We start from the raw sequence: 14,316 nt of genomic DNA, 5'->3' as shown, positions 1-14,316 counted from the left end.
TCCTTTAGAAATTCAGCAAATGGCCGAGTTTCGATTTTTTGGTTTTCATATAGTCTTCGTTGTCTTTAGTCGTCTGCATTTCAATCGGCAGGCGTTCAACCACTTCAAGGCCGTAACCGCCGATGCCGGCAATTTTTCTGGGGTTATTCGTCAATAGTTTCATTTTCACGATTCCGAGATCCCGCAAAATTTGCGCGCCGATTCCGTAATCGCGCAAATCATCTGCAAACCCGAGCTTCTGATTGGCTTCCACCGTGTCATAGCCTTGTGCCTGCAGTTCGTAGGCTTTCAGCTTATTGATCAGGCCGATGCCGCGCCCTTCCTGCCGCATGTATAGCAGGACACCCGATTCCGAGGATCCGATTTGTTCCAATGCAGCATGAAGCTGCGGCCCGCAATCGCATTTATGGGAACCAAATACGTCCCCTGTCAAACATTCGGAATGGACGCGCACCAGAACCGGTTGTTCCGGATCGATGTCCCCTTTGACAAACGCCACATGGTCCTGTCCGGTCAGCACTTCGGTATAGCCGATCGTCCGGAATTCCCCGTATGCCGTCGGAAGCGCAACTTCCACTTCCCGCTTAATCAATTTTTCATTTTTGCGTTTGTAGGCGATTAAATCCTGGATGGTCAATATGCCCAGCCCGAGGCGTTCCGCCACTTTCTGAAGATCATCCACACGGGCCATCGTGCCGTCCGGATTCATGATTTCGCAGATGACGCCAGCCGGCGCGGATCCGGCCAGTTTTGCTAAGTCCACCGCCGCTTCCGTATGGCCGGCACGGCGTAATACGCCGCCCTTTTTGGCGATCAGCGGGAAAACATGGCCGGGGCGTTTGAAATCCGCCGCTTTGGATTCCGAATCGAGCATACTCAAAATCGTGTGCGAACGTTCAAACGCACTGATGCCTGTAGTGGTGTCCCTATGGTCGACGCTAATGGTAAACGCTGTTCCGTATTCATCCGTATTGTTGTCGGTCATCAATCCGATTTTCAGCCGTTTGGCAATTGTTTCTTCCACCGGCACGCAAATCAATCCGCGGCCTTCGGTTGCCATCAAATTAATGATTTCCGGCGTGGCATGCTCTGCCAAAGCGATAAAATCCCCTTCATTTTCCCGGTTTTCATCATCAATGACGATGACAGCTTTTCCGTCTTTTAAATCCCGAACCGCTTCTTCTACCGTATAGAACATATTACCGCCTCCATCAAAATCCGTTTTCAGCCAGCCAGCTCCGAGTCATTTTCGGCTGCGCTGATTGAATCCGTTCTGTGTATTTTGCTAGTAAATCGCATTCGATATTCACGCGTGCACCAATCCCTTTTTCCCCTAACAGAGAATCTTCCTGCGTGGTGGGAATCAGCGAAATGGTTATGGTCTTATTTCCAAGATCGAAAATCGTAAGCGAGGTTCCGTCTACTGCGACAGATCCCTTAAGCATCATGTACTTCATGAGTTCCGGCTCCACTTCAATTACTTTCGTCAGGGCGTTCGACTCTTTTTTAACTGAACGGATGACACCGGTGCCGTCGATATGTCCGCTGACAAAATGGCCGCCAAAACGCCCGTTGGCAGGCATAGCCCGTTCCAGATTCACACGGGAACCGCTTTTCAGTTCCGACATGGTGGAAGTTTTGACCGTTTCAGGAATGACATCGACTGTAAACGTATTGTGCGTAAAAGTCGAAACCGTCAGGCAGACGCCATTGATTGAAATGCTGTCTCCCCGCTTCACATCTTCCAAAACGAGTGAACAGGCGATTGTCAGTTCCATGGCCTGTGGCTTGGCACGGAGAGAAGCCACACGACCCACTTCTTCCACTATTCCAGTAAACACTTGCAATCACGCTCCTTTGCCATGTTTTAAAATTTTCTTTGTCCTGGAACTTTATTCAGTTGTGTCGAGCTTCGAATGCTTTTAATCAGCAGTCGGACGTTCTTCGGCAAACTTGCCGAAAAGGCAATACAAATTATGAGTTCTTTCCACCAAGGGGCAAACGGGTGGTAAGGAAAGGGTAGTGCTGAGGAATATTGAGTACGCGAAACCAATGCACGTTTTTATTGGATCTGCTCTGAAAGCCGGCTTCAAAAGGAGGATCTTTTTCCGCAACAGCATAGACTTCACCAATTTTTTTAAAAAAGTGCATAACAAAAAAAGCTTCAATTCTTCTCCCATCCAGACTTTCACTGTCGGTGCCGGATTTACACCAGCTCCACCGTCTATGAAATGTGCAGGCGCATGGTCAGCCCCTGAATTTCACAGATCGGGTCACGGACTTACAGTTTCCTGCTCACCGCCGGTAAGGAATTTCACCTTGCCCCGAAGAATTGATTCGATTATTCGTCCGTTTAATAGTAACATAAACAGAAGAATAGTCAGTAAATTTCTCTTAAAATGTTATAGGAGGTTAATAAATGTCACATTCTGTCCCTGTTAAAGGCATTGACGTGGATGATGAAACACGCTGCGCCCATTACCATTCCGAAATTGACCGCATCGCCATCAAATTTTTCTGCTGCGGCATTTATTATCCTTGCTTTGAATGCCACCAGGCAGCCGGATGCGGCAAAGCCAAAGTATGGCCAAAAGAAAAGTTCAATGAAAAAGCCGTTCTTTGTGGTGCATGCGGCCACGAGCTGGAAATTCAGGAATACCTGGACTGTGCATCGTCATGCCCGGTTTGCCAGGCACGTTTTAATCCCGGATGCAGTCTGCACAAGCATTTGTATTTTGAATAAGCTGCAGCACCCGCTGCGTATACTTCCACAACTTATCATTTACTCCAAACAAAAAAGAGAACATCAACTGTTCTCTTTTTGCGTATCCACTCTTAAACACATGACAATCTGTTCGCCTTTTGAGCGCATCAGGCGACGGCCGGTGTCCTCAAATCCTGCTTTCTGGTAGACTCGCTGAGCCGGCAGATTTCGCGCATTCACACCAAGCACCACTTCATCGAACTCTGGAAATTCTTTTTGGACAAAGCCCGGCAACGCATAAATCGAGCCGGTGGCAATGCCGCGCCCCTGATATTCCGGATTGACTGAATAGCCTCGAAGCAGCAATGCTTTCGGATTATTGGAATACAGTTTCCGGTCATCCGATTCATCCAGCTCAAAAAAGCCGGCTACTTCGTCCCGTGCTTTTATGACAATCAAATGCTTATCGGGATTTTGGGCATCCCGCTCAATGATGTCCTGCGGCAGGCCTGTAAATTCCAATTGGTCTGACGGCAGACTGTATTCGACAGTCACCTTCGAGGTATAAGGATGAAGCGTGACTTCTTTCTTTTTTATCACTTCGTACGCCTCCTTGCAAAATAGGCATCGCTCGAATTTCCTCACGATGCCAATAAACTTGAGCCCTCTGTTAGTCCTTGTTGTCCACCATGATCAAATGCTCGGTTCCTGACGGCAAGTTATTTAAAGCTTCCCGCAGAAACTCCGGATAAAGATTTACTTGCCGAACTTCTTCAAGCGGCACCCATTGATAAGTCAGGTGATCGCCTTCCGGACCGAAAAATGGTTCGGGACGGTAATGCTGCTCGCCGCGCTTCCCTTTCACTGCATAGTAAAAACCCAGTTCATGGTACGATTTTTCGCTGTACGTGAAAAAGTTTTCTGTCACCCACAGCAGACGTTCGGTTTCCGCTTCTGCATCCAATTCCTCTTTGATTTCGCGTACCAGACACGTTTTCGAGTCTTCCAGCATTTGCGCCCGGCCTCCCGGCAGTGCCCAGTGGGATTCGTGCGTCTGCTTGTGCAGCAAAACATGTCCGTTTTCAATCCATACTGCCGCCACCCGGTAATTGAACACCTGGTTCTCCATTTTGAATGTCGTATCCATTTTGCACCCCTTATTCTTTCTCTAACGTAACCGATACAATCTCCGGCAAATTAAAAATCCTTAACGGAAAACCGCTGTTTCCAAGCCCCCTGCTGAGTACGAGCTGGGTTTCGCCTTTTACAAAAACACCATCTGTCATGGCCGGAAACCAGCCTTGTCCAGGAGCGATCAATCCGCCAAGTCCCGGTATGCGAAGCTGCCCTCCGTGGGCATGGCCGGAAAACACGACGTCGATGCCCTCATCTACGTATGTATTGAACATTTCCGGCCGGTGAGCCAACAGCAGCGTGAATTCCTCTTTCAAATCCGCTTTATCCAGCGCCTCGCGAGTAAACTCTTCTTCGGTCAGATTCACATCCATCAACGGATCGTTAATTCCTGCTATTTGTATGGATTCTCCCTCGAGCTCCCATTGCATGGCATCGTTCATCAAAACAATAACGCCTCTTTCTTCAAGCGCCCCCGTTATTTCTTCAAGCTTGTTTACGGACACTTCGTGGTTTCCGATCACAAAATAAACTTCCGTCATTTCCACTAAGGCATCCACCAAATCCAAGCTCACTTCCAAATCGTACCGGTCACTGTCAATCAAGTCCCCTGTCACAAAAATAGCATCCGGTTTTTCCATCTCCACTTTCTCAATGAGCGTAGACTGCCCTTTCCCAAAACCGGCATTGTGCAAATCCGAAATTTGGACGATTTTCTTTCCATTAAATGCTTCCGGTAATTCTTTGGACGCCACTGAATATTCTGTAGTGACCACCCATTTGTTGTTCACCCATACAAAGCCCCATACAAAAAATACGAGGACTAAAAATACCACTAACTTTTTCATCTATTGTTACCTCTATTCGATCTTGATCAAATCAATAGGCGTAATAATGCCCGTCAACTTCTCTTCTTTTTTACCGTTCCGTGTAATAAGCAGCGCCTCCAGGCGGCTGCCTTCCACCACTGAACGTTTGAATATTTCTTCCGCTTCATAAACGGATGTATTGGAGGCGATAAAACGATGGTTTTCTCCAGCACGTTCATATTTTAAGATATCGCCCATCGTGGTTATTTCCCGGGAAATGATTTTTTCATCCACCGTTTGGACAAGCCACCTTGCTATGCCGGCAGACGTGATCAGGCCGATAAATTCCCCGTTCAAGTAAATGGGGAATTGCAGGAAGTTCCGTCTCCTTACGATGCGCAATACCTTCGCCAGGCTGTCTTCCGCTTCAAACGTATGCACTGCCCTTGCAAACATGGCCCCTGCTGTTACCGGCTGCGACAGCAAATGCTCAATGCGCTCTATCAATTCTACAACTTCAAGATGCGGTTCTGCAATTACATACTCAGTGGAAGTCCGGTGATGGACGATGGCATTTCGAAGATCGGCGAACTCCCGCAAATCCTCTTCGTATTTTCTCACCGTGGCGTTTTCTTTTTTCGCTAAATCAATCGACTTGAAAAAAGTGATATAGCTTGCCCCTCCAATGATCTCTTTCAGCTTTTTTTCAATTTTATTGAATGCCACAATAAAGCGTGCAGAGTTTTTCTCAGCCAAGGGCTCCCTCTCCTTTATCAGCGGTGATTTCGATTTTCAGCCGGTCCGGGTCTTCCATAAAGACGGCATAATAATCCGGTCCGCCGGCAAAAGGATGGCGATCTTCATATAAAATAGGGATGCCCTTTTCTTTCATTTTCAAAGTCAGGCGGTCCACTTCGGCACGCGAGTCCGCACGGAATGCCAAATGATTTAATCCCGTCATTTTGCGGTGATACGGAATGTCCCGGAAAGGCTCCTCCGTCTGGACAAAAACCAGATACGCAGCACCGCTTCTATAACTGAAACCGAGTGGCCAGTTCTGATACTCGGCATATCCGAGTTCTGGAAGCAAAACACTGTAAAATTCCCTCGACCGTTGTAAGTTTGAGACGTTGATTTCTATATGGTGAAGCATATTCATCAACTCCTTTTTTTCAGTTTAACAGAACGGAACGGAAAAATTCACGGCTCAGAAGCTTCCGGAATCGGACAGACAGAAAAACCGCAACTTCAGAAGCTGCGGCAAAGAGGCATCTATACTTTTGTTTTCGAAGCATTGACTTTCGACGACCAGGTTCCGGCCAGTATCATGGCAAAAATCAGCAAAATTCCGATGCCGATGGTCCACCAGAAATCTTCCGGCTTCGGTCCATCGAGCAGCCACTGGGCAGCGTATCCCGGAATTTTCAATGGAGAAACGGACCAGTACGTTCCAAGCAAGCCGTCAATCAGCTGAAAGACAAAGATAAGCAGCAGCGACCCGGCCGCTGCCAATCCGGCGTTCGGCAGCGCAGCGCTCATCAACAGCACCAGGCTCACGATCAGCAAAATCCAGAGGCTGTACGTTGCCCCGAATTTCAGGAATTTCGTGAAGTCGACTCTTTCAAATAATAAGAAGGTATAATAATAAGCCGCCAATAAGCCGGACCAGACACTCAGCATTCCGACTGCACTTGCCAGTATCCATTTGCTTAAAAAGTAAGCCGGAAATGACAATTGGCGGACATACAGCAATGTGGCGGTGCCGTTTTTCCGCTCTCCTGCCACCGACCCCATATAAGCGAGCACTAAAACCAGCATGCCGATCAACTGGTATTGGCCCATCACTGCAACCAAAATTTCTTCTGGTTCAGGAGGCGGGATTTCGATAACAGCGCCCTCCGGCAAATTGCCGACAGAATCCAGAATCTGCGGCAAAAAATAATTGCTTACTGGCTCAATGATTCCGAACAGGATAAAGACGATGGGAATCCAGAAAATCTTGTAATTCCGGAAATTCTCCCGCCATTCCTTCTTCAGCAACACGTTGAATTGAGTCATTCTGCACCCGCCACCTTCAGGAAGATTTCTTCAAGCGTAGCTTGTTGCCGTTCGATACCGGAGACGCCGGATGCATCTTTGGAAAGCGCAAGCATTACTTCTTCCATTCGGGGTCCTGTCTCACCAACTGGCAACAGGACCGCTGCCCCTTCCACACGGGCGTTCCAGTTATGGTGTTCCGCAAAATGGGCAGCAGAACGGGCATCCTGAAAACGAATGCGGATATTCGGTTCAGCATAGCGTTGCCTCACTTCTTCAAGTGACCCCTGCTCCACCAGCTGACCGCGGCGAAGGAACAATACTTGATCAGTCATTTCTTCCGCATCGTTTAAAATATGGGTGGAATATAAAATGGTCGTATCATGCTGCAAAGATTTCAGCAAATTCATGACCTCCCTGCGCCCTGTCGGATCCAAGGCGGATACCGGCTCATCCAGCAGCAGCAATTTCGGGCGGTGGACGATTGCCTGAGCCAGTCCAAGACGCTGTTTCATCCCTCCTGAAAAAGTGCCTGTTTTCTTGTTTACTGCAGAACCGAGACCTACAAATTGCAACGTTTCAATCGATCGGCTTCTGGCTTCTCTGGCAGCAATGCCGCTAAGTCTGGCAGCCATTTCTAAAAATTCAAGAGCCGTCAGCCATGGGAAAAGCTGTGGGTGCTGCGGCAAAAAGCCGATGCCGGAATGGTTTTGCCAATTGACGCTGCCGCTTGTCTGCTTCAATAATCCGGCAAGCATTGACAAGGTCGTCGTTTTGCCGGCGCCATTCGGCCCGATCAATGCTGTTGAAGTTCGCTCTTCCAATGAAAAGGAAAGATTGCTTACCGCGATTTCTGAACCATAACGTTTCGTTAGCTTGTTCACTTCCAGGATGCTCAATAATTCCGCCTCCCAATCACCAAATACAGAATCGGGCCCAGAATATTGACAAAGATAATCAGTATGCCCCACAGCCATTTAGGTCCGTTCGGATTCGGGTTTTTTACCAAGTCCACTAATGTAAAAATCATTAAGCCCAGCTGAATGACAATGATCGGCAGGAGCAACAGCACTAATGTAGTTTGATCCATTTTCTTTCCTCCTCTTTTGTTTATAGCAGAAAAGCAATCAACAGCAGAACCGCAATAGGAAGCAGAAGGTACAGCCAGCTTTTTGGATTGCCAAAATTAATGGTCCAACCGATGCCGAACCGTTTTTCCACCATTACCGAAGGATCTTCTTTATTGATGTAAAAAATTCCGGCTTTCCAATGTTCGTCATGATCTGCATCAATCACACCAGGGTCTGCCTGCTCTTCTTCTGCAAACGACGCACTTTTCACTACCTTAAATGCGTAAAAGGCTGTCCCGCCAAGCACCGCTATTAAGAAACCTACAATTAGTGCCATATACCCCAGCGCAGTGCCAAGTCCGGCATGAATGATGGACAATTGAAGGCTCCCCATCAATAGCGTTGAGGCAATCGCCGAGATGAGAAGAAGCCAGCTGCCGTACTTGCGGGAAGCGAGCTCCCGCTCGCGCGATTGCTGCTTCTGGCTGGCCCTGATTTTTGCTCCGCTCGTTTTCCGCGCCCAATTCAAAGCAAAAAACAGAATCTGCATGACAAGTAGCACCAGCATTAGCGAAATGCTCGTAAAAACTGTTTTCTCCGTAAACCGGTCCGGGCCATCCGGGCCCCAGTGAACCGGAATTTGCGCAGGCAAGATGCCATAATGGCTCAATGTATATAAGATCAACCCAAAGGTAATGATCATCGGAAGAAGGAATGCTGCATTCGAAACCATTTCCAAGTCGTTACGGAACTGCAAGTCAACGACTACTTTTTCTTTTTTCCCTTTGGTCCATCCCTGTTTCTGTTTTTCCTTTTTCACTTTCACATGATTCCTGAGATACAACACCATACTGAATACAATCAAAGCAAGCTGAAGCCCAACACCCCATAAAGCTGCTGTTTCTTCCGGAGTTTCTGTGACGCCGAACCCAATGGCATAAAGCCCAACAATGGCGCCTCCCACAAGCAGAACCTGAACCGTGTAATTCTTCTTCAAATTCTGGAGAAGTTCTTGCTGTGAATATTCCAATGGTACATAAATTCCAAACACTTCTGTTTTCCTTACGAAAAAAGGAACGAAAGCCTGAGCCCCGATTACAAGCAGCATGATAACCGCCATCAGAAATACAGTCATTTAGATCCCCCTTGAATATTGCGGATAGTCTGTTCAATCATTTTTTTCAGTTCTTCTTTGCCCAACTGCAGGCATAGAGCCTCGGCCAATATCGGCCTCAATTCCTGTTCAATACGCTGTTTTTCAGCTTCAGTCGCCACGCGCAGAGCATCTGCGTGAATAAATACCCCTTTTTTCGGAATGATTTCAATCATCTTTTTCTCTTCCAAATAATGATAAGCCTTGTTGACCGTATGCATATTCATGCCAAGGTCTGCAGCAAAAGATCTGCCTGAAGGGAGTAGTGCCCCCGGCGACAGCCCGCCGCTCGCCACTCCTTCCATGATTTGATTCGCCAGCTGCAAATAGATGGGGACAGGAGATTGCGGTTCAATTTCAATAAACATAATTTCCACCTCTTGTTCTATTCTTTGTAGAACAGTTGTTATATATAAAGTATAACAGATAGATTTATCTGTCAACTCCCTGCAATAAAAAAATCCAGGCAACTGCATGCCTGGACTCTTCTTATGGGGCTGGCTATATGGTTACTTTGTAGATAAATTCGTGCTGTTGAAGCTTTTTCACCAGCTCGATTTCATTTTTTATATTGCCTTCTTTTACCACAAAAATATAAGCCGAAACTCTTTTGTCCGTATGGGATTCGAGATGTTCAATGTGGAAATCGAGAATCTCCACATTGCTTTCTTCAAAAAGCTTCTGGATGGATGAAAAGCTTTCTTTCCGGTCTTCTGCAACAAGTGAAATTTCTTTGCGGCTATGGGATGGAAGAAACTTCGCCTCCAGTTTCCCAAGAATCGACAGCGCAATCAGCACAATGACCGTCGTTAAAGCGGCTACAAAATACATGCCGATTCCCACGACAAGCCCCAGCCCTGAGGCTACCCACACCGAAGCGGCCGTCGTTAATCCTTTTACTGATCCGCGGTGCACAATGATGGTACCTGCCCCTAAAAAACCAATGCCGCTAATGACATAAGACGGGATTCGGGCAGGATCAAATCGGATGGCATCGCTGTCCCGTTCCAAAAACGTGTCAAATCCAGTGACCGATAGAATCATCATCAAACACGATCCAGTTCCAACGAGCAAGTGTGTCCGGAGCCCTGCCGGCTGCTGCTGCGCTTCCCGTTCGATTCCAATCAATCCGCTCAGGAAAGCCGCAATCAACAGCCGCATGACAATACTGAGATAATCGCCCGGCAGAAAATCCATCACTTTTCCTCCTGACCTCTTCCCTCTCTTATACTAAAGTTTACCCGAATATATTTTTATCATTCTCAAAAATAGATGCTATAAAAAAAGAACATCATGACCTATGAGGTTCTACCATTTAAGCGCCATAAATGTTTCCGCCAGTATTTTCCGGCTGGCCTCTTCAATCGGCCAGCCGAGGATTTCCTGCCTTAGCCCTTCTCTTGTCCCGAAGCCTTTGACAAAACCGTTCAGGCGGGCGGCAAACGCCGAATCGAGGAGAAGTTCCGGCTCTGGATAAATGGCTTCCAGCTGGGCCAATGCTTTTGGATAACGCTTCAAGTAATATTTTTGATGGCGTTCTTCTGCAAGCGTAAATTCGGTGTAAGCATCGATTTCCGTCTCAATTTCTTCTCCAAGTTCCGCTTCCATTTCTTTTTTCACCCGGCTGATTGTTTCCGCTTGCGCCTCATTGTGGTAGCGCAGCAAGGAAATATACTGCCTCCCTTTGTATTCATCCCGGTTCGGATAATGGTTTTTCCAGAACTGTTTAAGCACTTCTTCGTAACTGATAAGAGCTGGTTCAAAATCAACCTGAACCGTCTCGGTATGGTCACCCATTTTGCGGTAAGTGGGATTTTTCGTGGTGCCTCCTGAAAAGCCGACCCTTGTCCGAAGAATACCCGGCAGGCTTCCAAAGCGTGCTTCCGGCCCCCAGAAACAGCCCATTCCAAAAGTCGCCGTTTCCATATTCTGCTCACGGCTCTCCATTCCTTTTTCCAACTCCACAATGGTACGTTGTTGCTCCATCTCAGTTCCCTCCAATTTACTATCAGTAAAACACACTTAAGAAAACATGAAAAGCTTGAAAGTGTTGGCCGGTTGAAATAGTGGGCAAACTGCACCGGTTTTATTACAATGAAGGCAAGAATACAGTCATGAGCGAAAGCGAGTGGTGGCTATGAAAAGCCGTAAAAGAGAAATCATTGCTTACTTCCGGGAATTGGATCGGCGCTTTTTCATGGATTCGCATAAAGAATTGGCGGGTCTGGATGAAGCCCTTCCCATCGGTTTTGACCAAACAATTTCCCAGCCTTCTCTTGTCCTGGAGATGACGCTTGCCCTGGGCCTTCAGCCGGATTCAAAAGTACTTGAAATCGGGACAGGCTCCGGGTTTCAAACCGCGCTGCTGGCTGAGTTTTCGAAAGAAGTTTATACGGTTGAACGCATCAAGGAGCTGCACGACCGTGCCAAAGAACGCTTGGGTGAAGCGGGATTCAAAAATATCCGCTTCCAGCTTGATGACGGCAGCATGGGATGGCAGGAATTTGCCCCGTATGACCGCATCATGGTGACTGCCGCAGCTTCAACGGTACCGGATGAACTGCTGGATCAGCTGAATGCAAACGGCAAACTGCTGATTCCTGTTGGAACGCCCGCCATGCAGAAGCTGACCTTGCTCGAAAAAGATGCAAACGGCAAGGTGACTTCCACCGTTTTGAATTACGTGAGGTTTGTTCCGCTAAAAGGAAAATATGAATAAAAAACTGTGCGTCTCCGTAAGCAGAGACGCACAGTTTTTTTATCCGTTCTTCTGCGCCGTTAAGCGCGGACGCGCAAAGACAAACCATTGGTAGCAAAAGATGGTGATCAGCACGGCATCGATGGTATCCCCGCCGTAATACATCAGCATCCCACCCGCTTCTCCCTGGCTTTTAGGCACTGTTTGCGGCGGACTCGCGTAAATCAATTTCGACAAAATTCCGTGTGCAGCAAGAGCTGCCACCAAGACGATCGCACGCAGCTGAAAACTGGCTTTATGTGCCACTGGATCCATATAAATAATGGAAGCGGTAAATAAATATCCGGCTGCCAATAAATGATAATGGACGAGGGCATACAACAGAATGTGTTCGTGCATCAACAAGAACAAGTCCGTCCTATACAACAGGAATAAGCCGCCGGTATTCAAAATGGCAGCTGTAAGGGGATGGCTCAATAAATACACAGGTCTGCTTTTCAGGAACCGCGTCACTTTCCTTGCAGAAGAAACTGAAAGCGACCTTAACAAAAGCGTCATGGGCGACGCCAGCACCAAGAGCAAGGGCGCCAGCATCCCGATCAGCAGGTGGGTAGACATATGCGCAATAAAGTTGTGATGGGCCTGATTAGCCAAGGGCCCTATTAAACTTACACCGATAGAGAAAACTCCCAAAATCCAAAAAACGGACCTGTACGCCGGCCATTTTTTAAACTTATTCCGGGATTGGATGGCTGCATGAAGATAAATGACAATACCCGTCAACAATAGAAGAGCCATTCCGAAGGCTGCAGCAGATATTTCCGGGTGCATTCCCTGCTCCATTTAACTGCCCTTTTTTTCTGCCGGCTGCCGGGTTTTCCAAAGCAGTACAGCGCCCACAAGCAGCAATAGGACCGCAATGGCATTCCATGCCAGGTCATACGGCAAAATGTCGACATTATAGCGGATTTGATGCAGTTTCAGCAATTTGTGCTGGATTGTTCCGTCGTAAAGCTGAAAAGCTCCGGCGCCAATCAGCATGCCGCCGATCCATCGCTGTGGCCAGAAGGCGTTCCTTCTTCTCAAGTCAGCAAAAAGGAAGAGCGAGGCAATGGTTGCGAACCAGCTGAATGCGTGAAACAGGCCATCGGACACCAAACCGATATCACTTGTCGATAAATCGTAGAAATGGTGCCAGTGCAACAATTGATGAAACACCACTTCATCAATAAAAGCGGCTGTCCCTATACCAAATAGCACCCCTGACCATAAATTGCGGCCAGATAAAACTTTCCGGTTCTTTCCATTGGCATAAGCTCTTGCATTTTCTGTATTTGTAAACATCTTCAGCAGCCTCCTTTACGCACCTATGATTTCCATGCTTAGAAAATCTTTGTCAAGGCTTATTGTGTTGAGTCAAGATACCCTTATTCCTAAAAGTCAAAACCCTTTTGACTCTTTAACCTGAATAAACATACAGAAAAAAGAACGAAAAAGAAAAGCGGACAAAATAAAAAAGAAAGCAGATTCTTTAGCGGTACAACACTTACGCAAAGAATCTTCTTCCCTTTTCCACCATTATTTTTCCGGTTGCAGAATCAATATAATATACCCTTTATCTTCATCAAAATTCCAATCGAGAAACACTTCACGAATGTTTTGCCCCAGCTCCAGCTGTTCCAGCATTTTTCGCTCCAGCGGCCTCTTGACCAATTTCAATTCTTCAAAAAAACCGGCCCGGATCAGTTCTATTTCAATATGGATGAAAATCCCTGATCTTTCGATGAGAATCGTCCGATCATTCAATGAGTATATTTCAAAGTTATCCGGGACTTTCTGTACTTTCTCAAAAACTTCTTTCACCGCTCTCAAGAATTTTTGGTTTTTGATTTCTTTCGTTAACCCCTTCACCGGATTTCCTGTCGGCCGGTCAAATATGCCGAGGATCAGTCCCGTCTTTTCTTCAAGGTTCCAATCCGCATAGATTTCATTCACCTGAAAATCTCCGATTTTATACAATTCTATACTGATTTCTCCTCTTAACTCGTTCATCAGAATATCGCGGGTTTCCAGGATGCGCCTTGTTTCATTTTGTTTTAAGAGGATTTTTTCCGTCGGCGCTAAAAATCCGCGAAGGTGGATCACTATGTAAGGGTCAGCAATGGTTACATAAACCGACGATGGCCCTTTTCCGAAGTACTCCCGCAGCAAAGTGGATATATAGCTGCCAACTTCTTTTTCTATCATTTTTTCTCTTGCCATGACTATCTGCTCCTTCGTTCCGGGAAGAAATACACTTTTTTATTGGGGGATGGGAGTGGGGCGAATAGAATCCATTGCCAGCACAAAAACCACCTGCTGCGCAGGCTTTTCTGTGCAAAGTCCTCTTTTTTCAACTGTTCTTCTTCATTTACTTTAGCTTTCCTCTTCTTTGCATCCCGCGAGAAAAGCTTCTCTTTCTCTTTTTGACCATTTGTATTTGCTTTCTTGCACTAGTTAGTCAATGGCCATCTGTGCGGTCCGGCAATGCGGACATTTCAAGTATTCACTTTCCTCTTGAAGACGCCCGATATAAGCAAGCGAATCGGTGAACTCTCTTTTTTCGACCGGCGTCTTCATAAAGCCGCATCGATCTCCTGCATATTGTCTCTGATGGATCCGTTTACGCTTATGATCGATGAAGTATTGCATGAAATCCAGCTCCTCTTCTA

The 14,316-nt window shown here is 46.9% G+C and carries 20 protein-coding genes and 1 riboswitch; of the genes, 2 read left to right on the top strand and 18 right to left on the bottom strand.

The window, feature by feature from the left end:
• Positions 1-4 precede the first annotated feature (4 nt).
• Both HU147_RS02515 and ribE read right to left on the bottom strand, forming a co-directional pair.
• Positions 5-1,198, bottom strand: a complete 1,194-nt coding sequence (locus HU147_RS02515) for a bifunctional 3,4-dihydroxy-2-butanone-4-phosphate synthase/GTP cyclohydrolase II (protein WP_224074734.1) — start codon at positions 1,196-1,198, stop codon at positions 5-7.
• A 13-nt stretch (positions 1,199-1,211) separates the two neighbouring features.
• Entirely contained in the window at positions 1,212-1,841 is a 630-nt protein-coding gene (gene ribE / locus HU147_RS02510) for a riboflavin synthase (RefSeq protein WP_224074733.1), read from the bottom strand.
• Between the two features lie 323 nt (positions 1,842-2,164).
• A riboswitch (FMN riboswitch) is annotated at positions 2,165-2,336 on the bottom strand.
• 83 nt (positions 2,337-2,419) lie between these two features.
• On the opposite strand from ribE, the gene HU147_RS02505 reads away from it, so the two are divergent.
• Positions 2,420-2,743, top strand: coding sequence for a CHY zinc finger protein (locus tag HU147_RS02505; RefSeq protein ID WP_224074732.1), 324 nt, complete (start codon positions 2,420-2,422; stop codon positions 2,741-2,743).
• 63 nt (positions 2,744-2,806) lie between these two features.
• Here the strand turns inward: HU147_RS02505 and HU147_RS02500 are convergent, their stop codons facing one another.
• From HU147_RS02500 to msrA, 12 genes are all read right to left on the bottom strand, one after another.
• Positions 2,807-3,304, bottom strand: a complete 498-nt coding sequence (locus HU147_RS02500; RefSeq protein WP_224074731.1) for a GNAT family N-acetyltransferase — start codon at positions 3,302-3,304, stop codon at positions 2,807-2,809.
• A gap of 70 nt (positions 3,305-3,374) precedes the next feature.
• On the bottom strand, positions 3,375-3,851 hold the full coding sequence (locus HU147_RS02495; RefSeq protein WP_224074730.1) for an NUDIX hydrolase: 477 nt from the start codon (positions 3,849-3,851) through the stop codon (positions 3,375-3,377).
• A 10-nt stretch (positions 3,852-3,861) separates the two neighbouring features.
• A complete protein-coding gene (locus HU147_RS02490) occupies positions 3,862-4,686 on the bottom strand; it encodes a metallophosphoesterase (RefSeq protein ID WP_224074729.1) in 825 nt (274 codons plus the stop codon).
• Between the two features lie 12 nt (positions 4,687-4,698).
• A complete protein-coding gene (locus HU147_RS02485) occupies positions 4,699-5,403 on the bottom strand; it encodes a CBS domain-containing protein (protein ID WP_224074728.1) in 705 nt (234 codons plus the stop codon).
• The gene (locus HU147_RS02480; protein WP_224074727.1) at positions 5,396-5,800 is read right to left on the bottom strand and encodes a VOC family protein; all 405 of its coding nucleotides are present in this window, start codon (positions 5,798-5,800) and stop codon (positions 5,396-5,398) included. The genes HU147_RS02485 and HU147_RS02480 overlap by 8 nt, the downstream gene beginning before the upstream one ends.
• A 119-nt stretch (positions 5,801-5,919) precedes the next feature.
• The gene (locus HU147_RS02475) at positions 5,920-6,705 is read right to left on the bottom strand and encodes an ABC transporter permease (RefSeq protein WP_224074726.1); all 786 of its coding nucleotides are present in this window, start codon (positions 6,703-6,705) and stop codon (positions 5,920-5,922) included.
• Complete coding sequence (locus HU147_RS02470) at positions 6,702-7,583, bottom strand: ABC transporter ATP-binding protein (RefSeq protein ID WP_224074725.1); 882 nt, start codon at positions 7,581-7,583, stop codon at positions 6,702-6,704. The genes HU147_RS02475 and HU147_RS02470 overlap by 4 nt, the downstream gene beginning before the upstream one ends.
• A complete protein-coding gene (locus tag HU147_RS02465) occupies positions 7,580-7,774 on the bottom strand; it encodes a PLD nuclease N-terminal domain-containing protein (RefSeq protein ID WP_224074724.1) in 195 nt (64 codons plus the stop codon). The genes HU147_RS02470 and HU147_RS02465 overlap by 4 nt, the downstream gene beginning before the upstream one ends.
• A 20-nt stretch (positions 7,775-7,794) precedes the next feature.
• A complete protein-coding gene (locus HU147_RS02460; protein ID WP_224074723.1) occupies positions 7,795-8,889 on the bottom strand; it encodes a DUF1648 domain-containing protein in 1,095 nt (364 codons plus the stop codon).
• A complete protein-coding gene (locus tag HU147_RS02455) occupies positions 8,886-9,275 on the bottom strand; it encodes a GntR family transcriptional regulator (protein WP_224074722.1) in 390 nt (129 codons plus the stop codon). Before HU147_RS02455 ends, HU147_RS02460 begins: the two co-directional genes overlap by 4 nt.
• 133 nt (positions 9,276-9,408) lie before the next feature.
• On the bottom strand, positions 9,409-10,104 hold the full coding sequence (locus HU147_RS02450) for an MgtC/SapB family protein (RefSeq protein WP_224074721.1): 696 nt from the start codon (positions 10,102-10,104) through the stop codon (positions 9,409-9,411).
• Between the two features lie 111 nt (positions 10,105-10,215).
• Positions 10,216-10,893, bottom strand: a complete 678-nt coding sequence (gene msrA / locus HU147_RS02445) for a peptide-methionine (S)-S-oxide reductase MsrA (RefSeq protein WP_224074720.1) — start codon at positions 10,891-10,893, stop codon at positions 10,216-10,218.
• Between the two features lie 151 nt (positions 10,894-11,044).
• Here msrA and HU147_RS02440 point away from each other — a divergent pair, with 151 nt between their 5' ends.
• On the top strand, positions 11,045-11,626 hold the full coding sequence (locus HU147_RS02440) for a protein-L-isoaspartate(D-aspartate) O-methyltransferase (RefSeq protein ID WP_224074719.1): 582 nt from the start codon (positions 11,045-11,047) through the stop codon (positions 11,624-11,626).
• A 39-nt stretch (positions 11,627-11,665) separates the two neighbouring features.
• Here the strand turns inward: HU147_RS02440 and HU147_RS02435 are convergent, their stop codons facing one another.
• The 4 genes from HU147_RS02435 to HU147_RS02420 all read right to left on the bottom strand — a co-directional run bounded on the left by HU147_RS02435 (position 11,666) and on the right by HU147_RS02420 (position 14,296).
• The gene (locus HU147_RS02435; RefSeq protein WP_224074718.1) at positions 11,666-12,448 is read right to left on the bottom strand and encodes a cytochrome c oxidase assembly protein; all 783 of its coding nucleotides are present in this window, start codon (positions 12,446-12,448) and stop codon (positions 11,666-11,668) included.
• Positions 12,449-12,949 carry a DUF2243 domain-containing protein gene (locus tag HU147_RS02430; RefSeq protein ID WP_224074717.1) on the bottom strand — a complete coding sequence of 167 codons (501 nt, stop codon included), beginning with the start codon at positions 12,947-12,949 and terminating at the stop codon, positions 12,449-12,451. It abuts the gene before it with no gap.
• A gap of 234 nt (positions 12,950-13,183) precedes the next feature.
• The gene (locus HU147_RS02425; RefSeq protein ID WP_224074716.1) at positions 13,184-13,867 is read right to left on the bottom strand and encodes a DUF2294 domain-containing protein; all 684 of its coding nucleotides are present in this window, start codon (positions 13,865-13,867) and stop codon (positions 13,184-13,186) included.
• A gap of 234 nt (positions 13,868-14,101) precedes the next feature.
• Positions 14,102-14,296 (bottom strand): hypothetical protein, encoded by a 195-nt coding sequence (locus HU147_RS02420; protein WP_224074715.1) that lies wholly within the window; start codon positions 14,294-14,296, stop codon positions 14,102-14,104.
• Between the last annotated feature and the right edge of the window lie 20 nt (positions 14,297-14,316).

Source organism: Planococcus chinensis (genome assembly GCF_020071995.1).
Lineage (GTDB): Bacteria > Bacillota > Bacilli > Bacillales_A > Planococcaceae > Planococcus > Planococcus chinensis_A.
Note: the sequence above shows the minus strand (reverse complement) of the source record. Positions and strands in the feature narration are given on the sequence as shown.